Origin of the sequence: Nonomuraea cavernae, assembly GCF_040655715.1 — a bacterium.
Lineage (GTDB): Bacteria > Actinomycetota > Actinomycetes > Streptosporangiales > Streptosporangiaceae > Nonomuraea > Nonomuraea cavernae_A.
Window position 1 is genome coordinate 155,474 of record NZ_JBFAKL010000002.1, and the last position, 16,730, is coordinate 172,203.

The 16,730-nt window shown below is 69.0% G+C and carries 18 protein-coding genes and 1 pseudogene; 9 read left to right on the top strand and 10 right to left on the bottom strand.

Annotated elements, in window-relative coordinates; translation table 11 throughout:
- Positions 1 to 157 precede the first annotated feature (157 nt).
- From AB0I38_RS03575 to AB0I38_RS03605, 7 genes and pseudogenes are all read right to left on the bottom strand, one after another.
- Positions 158 to 1,372 carry an RNA polymerase sigma factor gene (locus tag AB0I38_RS03575; RefSeq protein ID WP_358461250.1) on the bottom strand — a complete coding sequence of 405 codons (1,215 nt, stop codon included), beginning with the start codon at positions 1,370 to 1,372 and terminating at the stop codon, positions 158 to 160.
- The gene (locus AB0I38_RS03580) at positions 1,369 to 1,707 is read right to left on the bottom strand and encodes a YciI family protein (protein ID WP_358461253.1); all 339 of its coding nucleotides are present in this window, start codon (positions 1,705 to 1,707) and stop codon (positions 1,369 to 1,371) included. The genes AB0I38_RS03575 and AB0I38_RS03580 overlap by 4 nt, the downstream gene beginning before the upstream one ends.
- Before the next feature lie 22 nt (positions 1,708 to 1,729).
- Positions 1,730 to 2,128, bottom strand: a complete 399-nt coding sequence (locus AB0I38_RS03585) for a VOC family protein (RefSeq protein ID WP_358461256.1) — start codon at positions 2,126 to 2,128, stop codon at positions 1,730 to 1,732.
- Between the two features lie 403 nt (positions 2,129 to 2,531).
- Positions 2,532 to 3,353 carry a MerR family transcriptional regulator gene (locus tag AB0I38_RS03590; protein ID WP_358461259.1) on the bottom strand — a complete coding sequence of 274 codons (822 nt, stop codon included), beginning with the start codon at positions 3,351 to 3,353 and terminating at the stop codon, positions 2,532 to 2,534.
- A 22-nt stretch (positions 3,354 to 3,375) separates the two neighbouring features.
- Positions 3,376 to 4,251, bottom strand: coding sequence for an alpha/beta fold hydrolase (locus AB0I38_RS03595; protein WP_358462260.1), 876 nt, complete (start codon positions 4,249 to 4,251; stop codon positions 3,376 to 3,378).
- Positions 4,248 to 4,580 carry an RCC1 domain-containing protein gene (locus tag AB0I38_RS03600; RefSeq protein WP_358462263.1) on the bottom strand — a complete coding sequence of 111 codons (333 nt, stop codon included), beginning with the start codon at positions 4,578 to 4,580 and terminating at the stop codon, positions 4,248 to 4,250. Before AB0I38_RS03600 ends, AB0I38_RS03595 begins: the two co-directional genes overlap by 4 nt.
- A 13-nt stretch (positions 4,581 to 4,593) precedes the next feature.
- Positions 4,594 to 4,917 (bottom strand): annotated as a pseudogene (locus AB0I38_RS03605) (hypothetical protein); the annotation flags it as partial.
- 224 nt (positions 4,918 to 5,141) lie between these two features.
- On the opposite strand from AB0I38_RS03605, the gene AB0I38_RS03610 reads away from it, so the two are divergent.
- Both AB0I38_RS03610 and AB0I38_RS03615 read left to right on the top strand, forming a co-directional pair.
- The gene (locus tag AB0I38_RS03610) at positions 5,142 to 6,011 is read left to right on the top strand and encodes a helix-turn-helix transcriptional regulator (RefSeq protein WP_358461262.1); all 870 of its coding nucleotides are present in this window, start codon (positions 5,142 to 5,144) and stop codon (positions 6,009 to 6,011) included.
- Positions 6,012 to 6,037: 26 nt separating this feature from the next.
- Positions 6,038 to 6,790 (top strand): SDR family NAD(P)-dependent oxidoreductase, encoded by a 753-nt coding sequence (locus AB0I38_RS03615; protein ID WP_358461265.1) that lies wholly within the window; start codon positions 6,038 to 6,040, stop codon positions 6,788 to 6,790.
- On the opposite strand, the gene AB0I38_RS03620 is transcribed toward AB0I38_RS03615, so the two are convergent.
- Positions 6,741 to 8,219 (bottom strand): DHA2 family efflux MFS transporter permease subunit, encoded by a 1,479-nt coding sequence (locus tag AB0I38_RS03620; RefSeq protein WP_358461268.1) that lies wholly within the window; start codon positions 8,217 to 8,219, stop codon positions 6,741 to 6,743. The genes AB0I38_RS03615 and AB0I38_RS03620 overlap by 50 nt on opposite strands.
- Before the next feature lie 77 nt (positions 8,220 to 8,296).
- Between AB0I38_RS03620 and AB0I38_RS03625 the strand changes: the two genes are divergently transcribed.
- The 7 genes from AB0I38_RS03625 to AB0I38_RS03655 all read left to right on the top strand — a co-directional run bounded on the left by AB0I38_RS03625 (position 8,297) and on the right by AB0I38_RS03655 (position 15,076).
- Positions 8,297 to 8,944, top strand: a complete 648-nt coding sequence (locus AB0I38_RS03625) for a TetR/AcrR family transcriptional regulator (RefSeq protein ID WP_358461271.1) — start codon at positions 8,297 to 8,299, stop codon at positions 8,942 to 8,944.
- A 321-nt stretch (positions 8,945 to 9,265) separates the two neighbouring features.
- The gene (locus AB0I38_RS03630) at positions 9,266 to 9,658 is read left to right on the top strand and encodes a GntR family transcriptional regulator (RefSeq protein WP_328817308.1); all 393 of its coding nucleotides are present in this window, start codon (positions 9,266 to 9,268) and stop codon (positions 9,656 to 9,658) included.
- Entirely contained in the window at positions 9,655 to 10,542 is an 888-nt protein-coding gene (locus AB0I38_RS03635) for an ABC transporter ATP-binding protein (protein ID WP_358461276.1), read from the top strand. The genes AB0I38_RS03630 and AB0I38_RS03635 overlap by 4 nt, the downstream gene beginning before the upstream one ends.
- The gene (locus tag AB0I38_RS03640; RefSeq protein ID WP_358461279.1) at positions 10,542 to 11,585 is read left to right on the top strand and encodes an ABC transporter permease; all 1,044 of its coding nucleotides are present in this window, start codon (positions 10,542 to 10,544) and stop codon (positions 11,583 to 11,585) included. Before AB0I38_RS03635 ends, AB0I38_RS03640 begins: the two co-directional genes overlap by 1 nt.
- Positions 11,582 to 13,000 (top strand): S41 family peptidase, encoded by a 1,419-nt coding sequence (locus tag AB0I38_RS03645; protein WP_358461282.1) that lies wholly within the window; start codon positions 11,582 to 11,584, stop codon positions 12,998 to 13,000. Before AB0I38_RS03640 ends, AB0I38_RS03645 begins: the two co-directional genes overlap by 4 nt.
- Positions 13,001 to 13,012: 12 nt before the next feature.
- A complete protein-coding gene (locus AB0I38_RS03650) occupies positions 13,013 to 14,167 on the top strand; it encodes an alpha/beta hydrolase family protein (protein ID WP_358461285.1) in 1,155 nt (384 codons plus the stop codon).
- A gap of 339 nt (positions 14,168 to 14,506) precedes the next feature.
- Positions 14,507 to 15,076: a dihydrofolate reductase family protein gene (locus AB0I38_RS03655; protein WP_030925166.1), complete on the top strand. Its 570-nt coding sequence runs from the start codon at positions 14,507 to 14,509 to the stop codon at positions 15,074 to 15,076.
- A 494-nt stretch (positions 15,077 to 15,570) separates the two neighbouring features.
- Here AB0I38_RS03655 and AB0I38_RS03660 read toward each other — a convergent pair whose 3' ends face one another.
- Entirely contained in the window at positions 15,571 to 16,110 is a 540-nt protein-coding gene (locus AB0I38_RS03660; RefSeq protein WP_358461288.1) for a DUF1062 domain-containing protein, read from the bottom strand.
- 174 nt (positions 16,111 to 16,284) lie between these two features.
- Entirely contained in the window at positions 16,285 to 16,563 is a 279-nt protein-coding gene (locus AB0I38_RS03665) for a VOC family protein (RefSeq protein ID WP_358461290.1), read from the bottom strand.
- Between the last annotated feature and the right edge of the window lie 167 nt (positions 16,564 to 16,730).

Here is a 16,730-nt window from a genome sequence, read left to right on the forward strand (position 1 = left end):
CTACGAGGCGCTGGCCCAGCCCTGAGCAGCGACTCTGCCGTCCCGCGGCCCGTTTCTGCCGTATTCCGGTGGCACCCCCCCAAGAACCGACTCGGCCAGTTCGGCGGCCGTCGCGGGTGATGCTCCGTGGAGACCTTTTCTGCCCTGAGGACAGCGTTCAGTCCCAGCCAAGGCGTTGTTCCAGCAGCGCCTGCTGAGCCGGATTGGCGGTCAGCTTCAGCGCCCGCTCATCGGCCCGATGAGCCTCTTCGCGGCGGCCCAGGGCGCGCAGCAACTCGGCTCGGGTGGCGTGCAGGAGCAGGTACCGCTCCACTTCCCGGCCGAGGTCGTTCAGCTCGGCCAGGGCCGCCCCAGGACCTTCGACGTGCCGCAGGGCAATGGCGCGGTGCAGTCGCGTCACGGGCGAGGGTGCCAAGTGCAGCAGCATGTCGTACAGCACCAGGATCTGGGCCCAGTCGGTGGCGGCGAAGGTCTCGGCCTCGGCATGGCAGGCCACGATCGCCGCCTGCAGCTGGTACGGCCCCGGCCGCCGGTGGGCGCGGGCCGCGCGTGTGAGCAGGGCGGTGGCCTGCTCGATGGCCTGGCGGTCCCATAGGCCGCGGTCCTGGTCGGCCAGCAGCACCAGACGGCCCTGGGCGTCGAAGCGGGCCGCGCCACGGGCCCGGTGCAGCCGGATCAGCGCCAGCAGCCCGGCCGCCTCAGGCTCCTTCGGCAGCAGGTTCGGCAGCAGCGCGGCCAGCCACTCGGCGTCATCGACCAGGTCGCGCGCCTGGGCCCGCTCCGATGTGCTGGACAGGTAGCCCTCATTGAACAGCAGGTAGATGACCGCCAGCACCTCGCTGACGCGCTGCGGCAACTCCTCCTCGGCTGGAATGCGGTACGGGATCCCGGCCTCGCCGATCTTGCGTTTGGCGCGGGTGATGCGCTGCGCCACCGTGGCCTCGGGCACCAGGAACGCGGCGGCGATCTGCGCGGCCGACAGCCCGCACACCACCCGCAACGTGAGCGCGATCTGCGCGGCCCGCGACAGCGCCGGATGGCAGCAGGTGAAGATCAGCCGCAGCCGGTCATCACGCGGGACGGGAGCCGGCCAGGTGAGCTGGGCGAGCTTGGCCCGGTAGTTCGACTCCCGGCGCAGCACGTCCAGCCCCCGCCGCCGGGCCACAGTGAACAACCAGGCGTCCGGCCGCTCGGGGACCCCCTCGATCGGCCAGCGCCGCAGCGCGACCTCGATCGCGTCCTGCACCAGGTCCTCGGCCGCGGCGAAGTCGCCCAGCAGCGACACCAGGGACGCGGCCAGCCGGCCCGCGTGCTCACGCACCACGCGGGCCAGCACCTCCTGGCTCACCTGCCCGTGCACCGGCGCGTTCACGAGGCCGGGCGGATCTCCACGATCGGGCAGGCCGGCCAGGAACGGGCGATCTTCAGCGCCTCGTCCAGGTCGGCCACCTCCACCTCGCCGAACCCACTGACCACCTCCTTACCCTCCACGAACGGCCCGTCAGTGATGACGGGCTCGCCCTGGCCCAGGCGCATCGTGGTGGCCGTGTGCACCGGCGCCAGATGCGTATGGTGAGTGATCTTGTCGGCGTGGTCGGCGAACCACTGCCCGACGGCCGCGTAGGCGGCCTGCTGCTCCAGCTCACCCATCGCTTCCAGCCGCTGGGCGAACTCCTCGGTCTCGACGAACATCAGCACGTACTTCACGATCGCTGCCTGCCTTTCCGTCTCAGCTCACCGGCAGGGTGGCGTACAGGTCGACGCCGTTGCCGTCCGGGTCGGCCACCGTGGCGTACCGCATGCCCCAGAACGCGTCGAACGGCTCGGCGATCCCCCGGTAGCCCGCCGCGACCAGCTCGGCGTAGGTGGCGTCCACCCTGGCCGGGACGTCGAACTCGAAGCACAGCAGGGTACGCGGCCCGCCGGTCGGCGCGCTCCAGCCGGGCAGGAACGGCGTGCGGAAGCCCTCGGTGTCCAGCATGACGTGCAACCCGTTCGGCAGGTCACAGCCTGCGTGCTCGGGCGAGTGCTCGTCGACCTTGAACGCAAGGCCCAGGCGGGCGTAGAAAGCTACCGAGGCGTCCAGGTCGGAGACCACGATGTCGATGGTGTTCAGGGTGGGATGCATGTTGCGCTCCTTCAGGGCTCGGCCGGTGATTTCCAGCCCGTCCGCGAGATTGCCCTCGGAGGTCTACCTCGCCTCACCGCGAAGTGAACACTGCGAGATGCCCGCTGACGGCCTGGCCCTCACCTCACAGACGATCGGCCGAGGCCTCGACACGACACCAGCGCCGAAAATCTTCCCGCGCCAGAAGCGCAGCCTGATCAGTCCAGGCGGCCCATGACGACGAGCCCTCCAGGCCGCAGCCTGACCGGGTGCACCGCCCCACTGCAACCCCCGTGGGATCGCGAGCCGGCCCCGGGCTGCTCCGGCTGGCACTGCTGGAGATGCCTTCAGTTTGTGCTGCGCAGGTGGTTGCTGGGTTTTGTTTTTTGGGTGATTGGGGAGATTTTGCTCCTACGGACGCCCTTTACAATGTAGATTTATACCTGACGCTCCCTCGAGCCTCAGCGGCGCATGGGCCAGCGGCCACGCGCTCAAGCTTGGTCCAGCCCGTCCAGCCTCGCTGCTGCAGCAGTTCGATCAGCCGACGCGCCGGCGGCACAGTGTCGAACGCCAACGTGTCCATCAGCTTGACGAGCGGTAGCTCGATATCGGTGTCGTCGACATAGTCCTCTCCCCGCTCGTCGGCCATCCGCGTGATGTAGGCGGCCAGCTTGTCTGCCAGCTCCACCAGCCGCGGGTCGTCGTCGGCTCGGTCGAGAGCCTCGCCCAGGGTGAGGTAGAAGTCGACGAGCTGCGGGTCATCGAGCTGCTCCCGCTTGCGTGCCATCCACTCCGGGACCCGCTCGGGCGCGTGCGCCGTCAGGGGGATCCAGCCGTCACGCTCGGCCTGGATGATCCGCTCGTCGACCCCGAGCGCCCGCAGCCGGTCGAGATACCCCACCACCTCCGGCGGCAGCACCAGGTGGTCCCCGGCGGCGAGGCGGGCGATCCGCTCGCGATGCCGCTGCCGCTCGCGGATCTCCGCCCGCAGCCTCCTGTCGATGTCCGCGATCGCCGCGGCGAACTCCTCCTCGCCGGCCCGCAGCAGATCTCGTACCCGCGCCAGCGGAACCCCGGCCTCAGCGAGGGTCCGGATCTTGATCAGCTCGACCACGGCGCCGGCGTCGTATCTGCGGTAGCCCGAATGGTCCCGCTCCGGCTCCGGCAGCAACCCCTTGGCGTGGTAGTGCCGCACCGCGCGGACCGTCACTCCGGCGTACGACGCCAGCTCGCCGATCGTCAGCATCAGAGCAGTCTCCAGGAGCCGCTCAAGAGGTCGCCTCTGTATCGCGGATGATCCGGGCGACTTGCGGGGCGTGGGTGAAGACCAGTTGGTGGTCGGCGTCTAGCCAAGTGGTGGCGATGTGCGGGTGCTCGCGGACGAGCCGCTCGACGCCTGCACGCCAGTTCCGGTTGAACCGAGGCGCGGGTCCTTCGCCGCTGTCGCCGGCCATCGAGGTCGACATGATCACGCTGATGGGCCGGTCGATCGTCCTGAACCGGTCGAGGATTCCGGACCGGATCACATCGATCTCGAGGTTCAAGTCGAGAATCTCCTGGGCGGTGAGCAGCACCTGACGCGCGGTGCCCCGCTTGGCCCCCTGCTGCGCCGCCATGTCCTCCCACATGGCGCGGAACTCCGGCAGGACGGCCTCGGTAATGAACGGTTCGGGTACCGGGTTCGCCCCGTCGATGAGAACAAGCCCGGCGACCATGCCAGGATGCTCCGAGGCATAGTGCACGGCCAGGTCAGCGCCCAGCGAGTAACCCACCAGCACAGGCGCCGCGGGCATGTCGCGGTTTCTCAGCTCCGCCATCACCGCGTTGAGATCGCTGAGGAACGCCTCGAAGGAGTACCGGTCGGCGGCCGTGGTGAGGCCATGGCCCCGCAGGTCGAAGGTCACCATGTCGTGGTCGCGCCGCAGCAGCTCGGTCAGCTCACGCAGGTCGGCCTGGGTCGAGTTCAGGCCAGGGCACAGGACCAGCGGTCGTCCCCGGCCCTCGCGAGACACCGGGATCGCGACGCCGTCGTGGTGGATGGTGAAGTGCCGCATCGTCCTGTCGCCTCTCTCCGCCCGCTCTCCATCATTGTTGTGTTCGTCGTACAGCCCGGCGACCTCGATCGCACTGGTTTCCGTGGTCATGCCACCATGCTGAAAGCTTGACCCTGCGTCAGGGTCAAGCGGCCCGGCAACATGACGGCCACACACCCGCGGTCGCCGACTTCTGGCCACGACTGGGAGACCGTTACCTGCGGGAGCTGGCGGATGTCCGCCAGAAGGACGAAGCCGAGCCGGTGCGGTCGGTCCTGCGCGATCCGGATACCGTGATGGCGCAGTCGGCGGTGGCCCGGCATACCGAGTTGGAGATAGGCGTTCGAGCCCCACGTCACGACGAAGCCGGTCGCGCCCAAGGCCATGCTGTGCTGCCCCCCGGCGGCCACCGCGACCAGGCCGTGCAGGTTGCCCAGCACCCTGGTGGGGTTTGGGGCGCGCAGTCATGGTGCCGTCGCCCAGCTGGCCCTGGTTGTTGCGGCCCCAGGCGAACAGTTCGTTCGTGCCTCCAGACAGGGCCAGAGTGTGGTTCTCACACGCCGACAGCGTGGAGATCTGGGACAGCGAGATCGCCCGGGGTGAGTGGCGCTCGACGGTGGTGCCATCGCCGAGCTGGCCGTAGTCGTTCTCGCCCCACACGCGGACGGTGCCGTCGGACTTGAGCGCCATGCCGAAACTGGCCTCAGGCCGAGGCTGGATGGAATGCCCCCGTGGCGGTGACGTACATGCCCCAGTGACGATCCAGCAAAGATCCATCTGCCTTCAACCGTGTGGGCCCTGATCACGGATGAGGGGCGAGAGGACTTTGACATGCAGGTCAGGAGCCCCCTTCAAGGGTTGTCCGAAGGCCCTTCGCTTGAGGCAGAAGGGTTCGGTTCGGTCGCGTCGGGTGCTGGCCCGGTCGGTAGCACCCCTGGGCGGCGACGCGCGTGGACGCGCCGTACAGACGAGGTCTGTTGATCACGACATAGCATGACCTGATGGGCATTTCCCGGCTCTCCACAGAGGCGCGGCAGCGGCGCAGTTCCGAGATGCGCGCGTTCCTCCGGTCGCGGCGAGCCCGGGTGATGCCCGCTGACGTGGGCATGCCGGCAGGCGAAGGCCGCCGTACGCCCGGGCTGCGGCGGGAGGAGGTGGCGGTGCTCGCCGGTGTAGGAGTGTCCTGGTACACCTGGCTCGAGCAGGGACGCGACATCAACGTCTCCGCCGACGTCCTGGACGCCATCGCCAGGGTGCTGCGCCTGGAGCCCGCGGAGCGCGAGCACCTGTACCTGCTCGCCGGCCTCAACCCGCCGCAGCCGGCGCCGTCCGAAGGACGGATCCCCGATGCCGTGCGGCGACTGCTGGAGGGCTGGCTGCCGCGGCCCGCGTACGTCATCGACCGGCACTGGAACGTCCTCGCGGTCAACCGCGCGGCGGAGATCGTATTCGAGTGCAACGAGTACGACCACAACTGCCTGGTCAGCTTCTTCACCAACGCCCGCTACCGTGCGGCGGTCGTGGACTGGCACGACGCGGCGCGAGCGATGATCGGCCTGTTCCGGGCGGACGCCGCCCGCTACCCGGACGATCCCGAATTCGGCCGCCTGGCCGCGGACATGTACGCCGCGAGCCCTGCCTTCGCCGAGATCTGGGCGGGACTCCCCGTGGGCGGCCCCACTCACGGCACCAAGGCCCTGGAGATCGCCGGCCTGGGGACACTGACCTTCGAGGCCACCACCCTGCCGCTGCCCGAACTGCCCGGCCACCGCCTGTCGCTGCACACCCCCGCACCCGGGACGGGAACGGAGGCGCTGCTGGAGCGTTTGGTGGTGGTGTCAGACCCAGGTTCAGCCAGCACTGCCGCGTAAGCTCGCACCGCTCGAGGATCGTCGGCATGAGGCGATTCACGAACAGAACAGTTTTGATCACCGGCGGCACCAGCGGCATCGGCTTCGCGACCGCGCGCAGACTCCTCGACGAGGGCGCGTACGTCGTCATCACCGGCCGCGACCAGGCCCGCCTCGACACCGCGGCAGAACGCCTGGGCTCCGAGCGGGTCCTGCCCGTCCGCGCGGACGTCAGCGTTGACGCCGACCTCGATCTCCTCGTGCGGCGCGTCGAGACCTGGCGCGGCGCCCTCGACGCGGTCTTCGCCAATGCCGGAATCGCGGACTTCAGGCCAGAGTTCACCCCGAAGGACTTCGACCACACCGTCGGAATCAACTTCAAGGGAGTGTTCTTCACGATCCAAAAGGCGCTGCCGCTGATGGGCGACGGAGGCGCCGTCGTCATCAACGCATCCTGGACCCTGCACCGCGGCCTCCCTGCGGCCTCGATCTACGCCGCCAGCAAGGCTGCCGTGCACAATCTCGCCCGCACGCTCGGCACCGACCTCGCGCCACGTGGCATCCGCGTCAACTCCATCAGCCCCGGCTACATCGAGACCGAGATGTACCGGTCCGTCATCGACCCCGGCGCGGAGACCCGCATCACGGCGGAGGTGCCGCTCGGCTCGCTCGGCCACCCGGACGATGTCGCCGCTGCCGTCGCCTTCCTGGCCTCGGACGACGCGTCGTACATCACTGGTCAGGATCTCGTCATCGACGGCGGCCTCGTGGCAGCGGCGCCCCTCGGGCTGCGCCTTTGACAGCCGTACAACAGCCGTAGGGGTCGGGGTGGGCGGCTGGCGTGTGGGGGCGGCCGGGCAGTAGCGGGGTCGCGGCGAGCACGGCCGCGATGAGCGCGCTGACGAGCCAGAAGACACTGTGGAAGCCGGCGATCACGTCCGTGGAGGTCTGCAGGATGAGGGTGACCAGGGCGATGCCGAGTGCGGCGCCGAGCTGGTTGAGCATGTAGAGGACCGAACTGCCCTGCGCGACCAGCGGGCCGGGCAGGCTCCGGTACAGCGAGCCCATCGTCGGCGCGCTGAAGCAACCCATGCCCAGGCCGATGGTCAGCGCCGCCAGCACCGGCCACGCCTGGCTGCTGGCGGCGTCAATCCGGGTGAAGGCCAGGGCACTGAGCCCGGCCACGAGCGCGCCGCCGGCGGCCAGGCCACGCGCTCCGACGCGGTCCGACAGCCGTCCGGCCAGCGGCATGGCGATGGCGCCGCCCAGGCCCACCGGTGCCATCAGCAGACCGGCGGCGAGCACGCCGTGGCCGTGTGCCTGCTGGTAGTACAGCGGGAGCGCGAACAGGGTCGCGAAGTTGGCCAGCCCGCCCAGGCCCATGATGGTGACGCTGGCGGTGAAGCCTCGGCCGGCGAACAGCCGTACGTCGATCAGCGGCGGGGTGCGGCGGGAGCCGAGCGCGCGCAGGACGTAGCCGGTGATCAGCACGATGCCTCCGGCCAGCGGCAGCAGAGCCTGCCAGGCGGTGAGCGCCCCGTGCTCGGCCGTCTGCGACAGGGCCAGGACCAGCGCGGCGAACCCCGGCGCGAGCAGGGCCAGCCCCAGGACGTCGAGCCGGACCGCCGAGTGCCGTCCGGCTGGTGGCTCCGCGGGCAGCACGCGTACGGCCAGTAGGTACGCGATCAGGCCAACGGGCACGCTGAGCAGGAACATCCACCGCCACGAAAGGCCGCCCAGGACGGCGCCGCCGGCGATCGGTCCCAGGACCGGGCCGAGGGACAGCACCACGCCCATGAGCCCCATGACGCGCCCTGCGCGCGCCGGTCCGGCCGCGCGGGCCAGCAGGATCAGTACGAGCGGGTCGAGCACCCCGGCGCCGAAGCCCTGCAGGGTGCGGAAGGCGATCAGGCTGCCGGCGTTCCAGGCCAGTCCGGCGGCCAGCGATCCGGCGATGAACACCGCCAGACCGGCCAGCCACAGCCGCCGTCCGCCGTACCTGTCGACTGCCCAGGTGGTGAAGGGGATGGTGGCAGTGACGGCGAGCAGGAAGCCGGTGGAGGCCCAGCCGACCGTGCTGAGCGAGGCATCCAGGGCGCTCGCCAGTGTCTTGGTGGCGACCGCGGCCATCGTGCTGTTGAGGATGCCCAGCAAGCCGCCGAGCAGGACTACGCCGATCAACGCCAGGAGTGGCCGATCCAGGCGATCAGCCGGAGAGATTGAACTCATGGGTTCAAAGTAGTTATCTGGTGAATCCAGTGCAACTCACCCGTTCACATGGTTGAACCGACCGGTACAATCGAGACATGGCTACCGCACGCGGACGCATCGACAAACGGCTGGCGATCCTGGATGGCGCCTTCACCGTGTTCGCCCGACGTGGCTACGCCCAGGCCTGCGTTCAGGAGATCGCCGATGAGGCCGGTGTGGCCAAACCCACGGTCTACAACCACCTCACCGACAAGGCGACCCTCTTCCGGCACGCGATGCAGGCCGCCGCCCACAGCGTGTTGGACCAACGACTCGCCGCGCTGAAGCCACTCACCGAGCCTGGCCCCGACCTCCGCACCACAATGGAAGAGGTCGGCCACCATCTGGTGCGCCTGCACGCCGACGACCGCTCGTGCGCACTGCGGCGCCTGCTTTACGCGGAGCTCACGCACTTCCCTGACATCCTCGACATCGTCGTCGAGAGCGGTCCGCATCGTCTCAGCCAGGCGCTCGCCGACCGGCTGGCGCGGCTCATCCTCGCCGGCCGCCTACACGCCACCAACCCCGATCAGGCCGCCGAACACTTCCTGGCCCTGCTCATCGGCCCGCTGGAGGCGCGCTCCCAGATGGGCACCCGCCAGATCGACGACACCGAACTGCAGGAGATCGCCCGCGCCGCCGCCCACACCTTCCTGCAAGCCTTCGGCGCTGAGAACGCAAAGGCGCGGCAGTCTGCCGAGTGATCGCCGCCGGATTCGGATGGCGCGAACAGTGCTGCAACCGCCACAAGCTGCGCGCCCGGCGGGCCACGGATCCGTGACACGGCCTCGAACGCGGCGAACCCCGGGCGCCTCGGATTACAGCTTGCCGCCGAGGAGCGGTCGCGCCTTCGGCGGCGATGCCGGTTGGGATGACTCGCCGATTCCGGCTGAGCGCAGATAGGCCTCCGCTGTCTCGCCGAATGAGCGATGGACCGCTTCGGGCGAGGCCCGCACAGCTCTCCTTATGATCCTTTAACATCTGGGACTCTAAAGTACTAGCAGGCTAGTTAAATGGAGAAGCCGGTGATCGAGTTCCATCTGGACGGCAGGTCGGGTGTTTCGCCGTATCTGCAGCTGGTCCAGCAAGTACGGCATGCGCTGCGGCTCGGTGTGCTGCGCGAGGGCGACCAGCTGCCGACCGTCAAGGAGGTCGTGGCGCACTTGGCGATCAACGCCAACACCGTCCTGAAGGCCTACCGGGAACTCGAGCACGAGGGCCTGGTCGCCGCCCGGCCAGGGGTGGGGACGTTCGTGACGGCGACGCTCACCAACGCCTCACTGGCCGCGCACGGCCCGCTGCGGCTGGAACTGCGGCGCTGGCTGGCCAAGGCCCGCCGGGCCGGCCTTGACGACGAAAGCATCGAGGCCCTCTTCATGACCACCTTTCGGACCACCGCTCAGGAGGACATAGCGTGAACGCTGTCCTACAGGCCCAGGGACTGGGCAGGAAATACGGCAAGCGCTGGGCGCTGCGTGAGTGCACCATCGACATCGCGGCGGGCCACGTCGTGGGGTTGGTGGGTCCCAACGGAGCCGGCAAGACGACGCTGCTGAAGCTGGCCACCGGCCAGCTGGAGCCGACGGCGGGCGGCATCACCGTGCTGGGCGGCCGTCCCGCCAGCGGCCCGGCGCAGTTGGCCAGGGTCGGGTTCGTCGCCCAGGACACCCCCGTCTACGCCGGGCTGAGCGTCGCCGATCACCTGCGGCTGGGAGCCCGGCTCAACCCCCGCTGGGACGCCGCCATGGCGCGGGACCGGATCGCGCAACTCGGTCTCGATCCCGCCCAGCGGGCAGGCAAACTGTCGGGCGGCCAGCGTGCTCAGCTCGCCCTCACCCTGGGCCTGGCCAAGCGGCCGCAGCTGCTGATCCTGGACGAGCCAGTCGCCTCGCTCGACCCGCTGGCCCGCCGCGAGTTTCTGCAGGGGCTGATGGAGGCCACGGTCGAGCATGAGTTCAGCGTGGTGCTCTCCTCCCACCTGGTCTCCGACCTGGAACGGGTGTGCGACTTCCTGATCGTGCTCGTCGACTCCCGCGTCCAGGTGGCCGAGGAGGTCGACCAGCTGCTGGCCACCCATCACCGGCTCACCGGCCCGCGCCGCGATCCCGACCGGCTCCCCGCCGGCCAGCACGTGGTCTCCGCACGCCACACCGACCGGCAGAGCACGTACGTGATCCGCACCGACGCCCCGATCCACGACCCCGCCTGGACGGTCACCCAGCTCAGCCTGGAGGACCTCGTCCTGGCCTACATGGAGAAGCGCACCGCCGAGAACCGGCGAGTCGCCCTGGAGGTGCGGTGATGATCTGGCTGACCTGGCGCCAGTTCCGCGGCTCGGCCGCGACGATGGCCGCCCTGCTCGTCATCCTCGCCACCGCCCTGGCCCTGACCGGTCCCGGCCTGGCCGCCGACTACTCCGCCGGGATCGCCGCCTGCACGCAGGACAACACGTGCGACCGCTTCTACGACCGATTCTTCGACGGGCACGAGACCTCGTTCACGGCCCTGACCCTCGTCGTGCTGCTCCTGCCCGCCCTCGCCGGGCTCTTCTGGGGAGCACCGTTGATCACCCGCGAGCTGGAGGCGGGCACGCACCTGATGGTGTGGAACCAGAGCATCTCCCGCACCCGCTGGCTGGCGGTCAAGCTCGGGCTGATGGGCTTGACCGCCGTGGCCTTCGCCGGCCTGTGCGGCCTCATGGTGACCTGGTGGTCCGGCCCTCTGGACAAATCAGCCGTTGAGAACCTGGCCCTGATGGCTCCCCTGGTGTTCGGCGCGCGCGGCATCGCCCCGATGGGGTACGCGGCCTTCACCTTCGTCCTCGGCGTGACCGTGGGCATGCTGGTGCGCCGCACGCTGCCCGCCATGGCCCTCACCCTGGCCGTATTCGCCGCGATCCAGCTCGCCATGCCGCTGCTGGTCCGGCCCCACCTGATGCCCCCGATCACAGCGACCTTCGAGCTCGGCAAGACGAACGTGGACGGCATCGGGATAAACCGGGACCGAGGCGGATATGTGGAGATTCAACTAAAATCGGCCGTTCCCGGCCACGCGGGCGCCTGGGTCCTGTCCGCCAACCTGCTCGATCCGTCCGGGCGTACGCTCGGCACCGGCGGCGAAGGCGCCGCCAAGATCTCCACCACGTCGGGCCCCTGCGCACCGTCGGCGGCCGGCGGGGGCGGCTGCATTGTCGAGATCAACCGGCTCGGCTATCGGCAGCAGGCGACCTACCAGCCCCTTGAGCGCTTCTGGCCCTTCCAGTGGATCGAGACCGGGATCTACTCCCTGCTCACCCTCGGCCTGACCGGGTTCTGCTTCTGGTGGATCCGCAGGCGCCTGTCATGACCATCATCAGGATCGCGGCCGCCGGGCTCGCCCTCGCGACGGCGGCGGGCTGCACGGCACCGCCGCCGCCGCGCGGCCAGGCGAGCACGGCAGCCAGTACGGTCTGCGCAGCGCCCCGGGGAGCTCCCGGGGCGGAGACGGCCACCACGATCGACGTCATCGAGCAGGCCTACTTCTGCATCCTCGGCAACTACTACAGCGGCGCCACGCTGGACGCCCGCTCGCTGCTGAGCGCCGGATTCGCCGCCCTGACCCAAGAGCTCAACCGCAATGGCCGCGACGTGCCCGACGCCACCATGCCCGCGCTGACCGGTGACCGCAAGACCGACTGGACCGCCTTCGAGGCCGCCTACCGCAAGACCACCGATCAGGTCCCCGACCTTCGCGACAAGCTGGCCGTCGTCACCCTCGAAGCCATCGTGGCCGGCCTCGATGACAACCACGCCCGCTGGGCGCAGGGCGTCAAGCGGCCACCCGACTACTACGACGGCGACGGCTACGGCCTGGGTTTCCAGGCGAACGTCAATGGCCCACAGGTGGACGGCAACCCCGGCGTCGCCCTCCCCCCGCTGTTCGTCACCACCGTGCAGGGCGGCGCGGCGCAAGCGGCAGGGCTGCGCCCGGGCGACATCATCGAATCGGTCAACGGATCGGCGCCCTTCATCGACGGGAAGGCCACTCCCGCGATCGCCGCCCTCTACCCGGGGTACCCGGAGGCGCGCCCGGTCCGGTTACGGCTCCTGCGGCAGAGCACCGGCCGCCGCTGGAGCGTGACGCTCAAGCCCGGCCTCTACCAGCGGGATCTGGCCGCCCTGCAAATGGTGCAGTCGAAGCTGCTGGACGACGACATCGCCTATGTACGGCTGCGCGGGTTCGCTCCAGACGCCGCGGACAGGGTCTTCAAGGCGATCTCCAGGCTGCGTACCGGCCGGACCCTGTCCGGCGTCGTGCTGGACCTGCGCGGCAACGGCGGCGGCAGCCCCGTGGAGGCGACCCGGCTGGTGAGCGCGTTCGGCCACGGCAAGGTCACCGCCTACCAGTGCACCGTGGACGGCAAGTGCGCGACTTCGCGGACCGACGACACCGTCGAGCTGGTCGACCTGCCGCTGATGGTGCTCACCGACCGCAGTTGCGCCTCGGCGTGCGAGCACTTCAGCTCCGCGGTCAAGGACCTGCGCCTCGGCCGGCTGGTCGGCACCAGAACCGCCGGCGTCATCTCCGGCCCTGCGCAGCCGTACCTGCTCAGCAACAACACCACGCTGAGCTTCCCGACCAGGCACCACCTCGGGCCCGATCGCGAGGTGATCGACCGGGTCGGCGTGCCGCCCGACCACCACGTGCCCCTGACCCCGAAGGACGCGGCCGCCGGGCGCGACCCCGCGCTGGCCAAGGCCCTGACCTTGCTGAACCGGTGAAGGGACCTCTCGATGAGACACCTCCTGGCAGTCGCCGCGGGACTGGTCGTCCTGGCCGCGTCCGCCTGCTCCGCGCCCACGCCGCCCCGGTCCGCCGCCCCGTCGGCCACGCCGACCGGCCCTGCCACCCTGCCCGTCCCCACCGGCGCCCATCCGGTCGGCACCACCGCCCTGTATCTGAAGGACACCTCCCGCCCCGATCCCTGGAACCTCGACGTCGACGCCAGGGAGCTCAAGGTCACCCTGTGGTATCCGACAGAGCAGCGAGACGGGCAGCGGGCGCCGTACATGACGCCGAAGGAATCGGAGCTCGCCATGAGGCGCTATGGGATCATGGGCGTCCCGGACGACACGCTGAGCAAGACGCGCACGAACGCCATCAAAGACGCCGAACCCGCAGGGCGCAAGCTTCCGCTGGTGGTGCTCTCCCCCGGCTTCACCAATCCGATGAGCACTCTCACGTCCCTGGCCGAGGACCTGGCCAGCCGAGGGTACGTGGTGGCCGGGATCGACCACACCTACGAGAGCTACGCCACGTCCTTTCCCGGCGGGCGGGTCGCCGAATGCCTCGCCTGCGACAGCGACACCGACCCGGGCTTCGGCACGGGGGTGGTCGCGGGACGGGCGGCCGACGTCTCCTTCGTGCTCGATCAGCTGCCATCGAAATGGAACGGTTCTGACCTGATCGACCGCTCCAAAATTGCGATGGCAGGCCAGTCGATCGGCGGGGCCAGTGCCATGGCGACCATGGTGAAGGACTCCCGCGTGCGCGCCGGCATCGACATGGACGGCACCACCTACGCCCGCATCCCCACGAGCGGGTTCTCCCGGCCGTTCATGTTCCTGGGTTCGCCGCAACACGTCCCCGGCGGTCGCGACCATTCGTGGGAGCGCGACTGGAAGCTGCTGACCGGGTGGAAGCGCTGGCTCGTGCTGTCGGGCGCGGAACATCAGTCCTTCACCGACGGCCCGCTGATGGCCGGCACCTTCGGCATCACGCCCGCCTACGGCGTTCTGCCCGCGACGCGCGCCGCCGAGCTCACCCGCACCTACGTGGCGGCCTTCCTCGACCAGCACCTGAAGTCCAAGCGGCAGCCCCTCCTGGACAAGCCGTCCTCGCGCTACCCCGAGGTCACGTTCTGCCCCGCGACCTGCGGCCAGTCCTGAGAGGGTGTTGCTGAACCTCGCCGTCGCTGTTGATCATGCGAGCGATGTGTCACCTGGTGACTCCGACGCGGCTATTCGGCTGAGCACGGCCGGTCCGAGTGCGGTCCCAAGTCGTGCCTGGTGAAGATGGCGATCAGCAGACCGACGGGCAGCCCAGCCTCCGTTGCGAACCTGAACGCCCCGAGCGCCCGAATCGGTCGCGCGCTCGGTCTGCGGTCTGGTTCGCATCACGACGGTGTTGAGCAGGTGGGATCGGGCGCCGATGAGAAATGGCGCCGACAGTCGTCTAAGTAGACGTCCGGTGAAAACGCGCTGCGCGCATCAAGGGAGAGCAACGAGATGAGACCACTTCGATACTCGATCAACGTCACGCTCGACGGCTGCTGCCATCACGAGGCAGGGCTCCCCCCGGACGAGGAGTCGATGCGTTACTGGACCGCCGAGATGGAGCGAGCCGATGCCCTGCTATTCGGCCGGGTGACCTACGAGATGATGGAGTCGGCGTGGCGGAAGCCGGCCACGGACACGTGGCCTGACTGGATGGATGAGTGGCAGATCCCGTTCGCCGAGACCATCGACCGGGCGAAGAAGTACGTCGTGTCGAGCACGCTGAGCGCGGTCGATTGGAATGCCGAGCTGGTGCGAGGCGACTTCGGGCAAGCGGTTCAGCGGCTCAAGCAGGAGTCAGGCGAGGGCCTGTGGGTGGGTGGCGTGACGCTCCCCCTGGCGTTGGCAGATCTGGGACTGATCGACGAGTACGAGTTCCTTGTGCAGCCGGTCCTTGCCGGACACGGGCCGACGTTGCTCGCCGGTCTGCGCGAGCGCATCCAGCTCGAGCCCGTGGACCGCCGTGAGTTCCGGTCGGGGGCGGTCGCCCTGCGATACCGGCCCACGCGAGTTACGGCTTGACGTGATTTATCCTGGCACGTTGGCCGCTCCCTCGCGACAGAACGACGGCTCAAAGTCGCGTTGGCCGCGCTGGCCGTGCCCCCGAACGCGCGGACATATCGACGGGGGACATCGCCCCGAGGTGCCGGTAGCGGACAGGGCAAACGTTGCGAATCGCCGTATACAGCTCGACCTTGGTCGCCGATATGCGCATGGGCCCCAAGCGGGAGAAGCACACCGACTCTCCCACCGCAAGAACCCCACTGCCGTCAAAAACTCGGCGACATCACCCCTCACCACACGAAGCCGCCTTCCCTGCCTCAGCAACAAACGCCTCCGCAACTCACGTACATAGCCAGTGATGCCCAGCGTGACAGCGATGTCGCGGATCCGTGCCTCTGGAGCGCGAGCGATCGCGATCAGCACGCGGGCGTGGTGGGTGATGAACGTCCAGGTGCCGCCGTCTCTGGAACTGCCTCGGTGGAGAGCGTCGCACCGACGCTCTCCACCGAGACCTACTGAACCGACCACACCAGGACGAATGAGAAATCCAGTTTCGTCCTGCGGTTCAGTGGGATATCGATCTTTACTCTGTGAGCGATCTCAGTACGGCTGATGCCTAATCCATGAGCGATGAGTCGTTCGGGACGGACCGGCACGGGATCGTCGAAGGTGACCGTGATCTGAAGGGGCCACGAATCCTCGGGAACGGGAGGCGCGTGGAGTTCCCAGGACCCGTCCCAATCGAGCGCGAACCGGTTGCGCCGGGCGATCAACGGGTCGAGAAGGGTGTCCACGACGAGGGAAGGCGAGTTGGCCGAGTAACCGGCCAGAAGGCCGGCGGGCAGTGAGCGGACCGGGACGCGATCGTGGACGGTGAGCTTGCTGGTCCGGCCACAGGAAACGCAGTTGACCAGGAGCCAGACGTCGAGAAGTTTGCCGTTGGCGTTGACGCGGAATTTGCCGTTGCCGATGGTGGCGCGACCGGAAGGGCAGTCCACGCACCGGAGGGCGAGCAGAGGCAGGCGGGTGCGCCGCACCGCCCAGGGCAGCACGATATGAGGATGTGAAGACATGATCTCTCTGAAGACCTGACGAAGAGCACGGAAAACAGAGCCGACGGCGTCGTCGGCGACCGATGCGCAGGGAAGGTGTCAGGTCTAAAGAGCAGGCGGCGTCATGCGCGCGAAGTCCTCACATAGGGGTCGTTTGCCGGTGCGGGCCGATGCTCAGCTCAGGCGGGCTCGCAGAAGACAGGATTCGTTGTCTTCGGGGTCGGCCAAGACGTGCCAGGGCTCCTCGCCGGTCTGGCTGATGTCGGCCGGGCGCGCCCCGAGCTTCAGGAGCCGTTGGAGTTCGGCGTCCTGATCGCGGTCGGTGGCGTTGACGTCGAAGTGCAGCCGCAGCTTGCCCGCCTTGGGCTCGGTAGTGGGGCTGAAGATCAGAGTCGGCTGCAATCCGCCGAACCCTTCGCGTGGTCCGATAATGCGACAAGCCATGATCGGCATCCTACGGAGCGTCAACGGCAGGCCGCCAATCCTTAAACGGCCCAGGGCCGCGGCGCGGCGGGCACCCGGGAGCGGCGGTCCGGCCCGGTCCGGGCTGCCTTGCCGCCCCATTTCTGATCAGCATCATGAGGCGTCCATGACCGCACCAGCACCTTGTCCCCGGCGGC

What these genes read in the sequence shown, in the direction of transcription:
- AB0I38_RS03615 (WP_358461265.1), top strand. Translation starts at nt 6,038, where the DNA reads ATGAGGCGATTCACGAACAGAACAGTTTTGATCACCGGCGGCACCAGC.
- AB0I38_RS03590 (WP_358461259.1), bottom strand. Translation starts at nt 3,353, where the DNA reads ATGCTGACGATCGGCGAGCTGGCGTCGTACGCCGGAGTGACGGTCCGC.
- AB0I38_RS03625 (WP_358461271.1), top strand. Translation starts at nt 8,297, where the DNA reads ATGGCTACCGCACGCGGACGCATCGACAAACGGCTGGCGATCCTGGAT.
- AB0I38_RS03650 (WP_358461285.1), top strand. Translation starts at nt 13,013, where the DNA reads ATGAGACACCTCCTGGCAGTCGCCGCGGGACTGGTCGTCCTGGCCGCG.
- AB0I38_RS03585 (WP_358461256.1), bottom strand. Translation starts at nt 2,128, where the DNA reads ATGCATCCCACCCTGAACACCATCGACATCGTGGTCTCCGACCTGGAC.
- AB0I38_RS03665 (WP_358461290.1), bottom strand. Translation starts at nt 16,563, where the DNA reads ATGCCGATCATGGCTTGTCGCATTATCGGACCACGCGAAGGGTTCGGC.
- AB0I38_RS03645 (WP_358461282.1), top strand. Translation starts at nt 11,582, where the DNA reads ATGACCATCATCAGGATCGCGGCCGCCGGGCTCGCCCTCGCGACGGCG.
- AB0I38_RS03640 (WP_358461279.1), top strand. Translation starts at nt 10,542, where the DNA reads ATGATCTGGCTGACCTGGCGCCAGTTCCGCGGCTCGGCCGCGACGATG.
- AB0I38_RS03620 (WP_358461268.1), bottom strand. Translation starts at nt 8,219, where the DNA reads ATGAGTTCAATCTCTCCGGCTGATCGCCTGGATCGGCCACTCCTGGCG.
- AB0I38_RS03595 (WP_358462260.1), bottom strand. Translation starts at nt 4,251, where the DNA reads ATGACCACGGAAACCAGTGCGATCGAGGTCGCCGGGCTGTACGACGAA.
- AB0I38_RS03610 (WP_358461262.1), top strand. Translation starts at nt 5,142, where the DNA reads ATGGGCATTTCCCGGCTCTCCACAGAGGCGCGGCAGCGGCGCAGTTCC.
- AB0I38_RS03655 (WP_030925166.1), top strand. Translation starts at nt 14,507, where the DNA reads ATGAGACCACTTCGATACTCGATCAACGTCACGCTCGACGGCTGCTGC.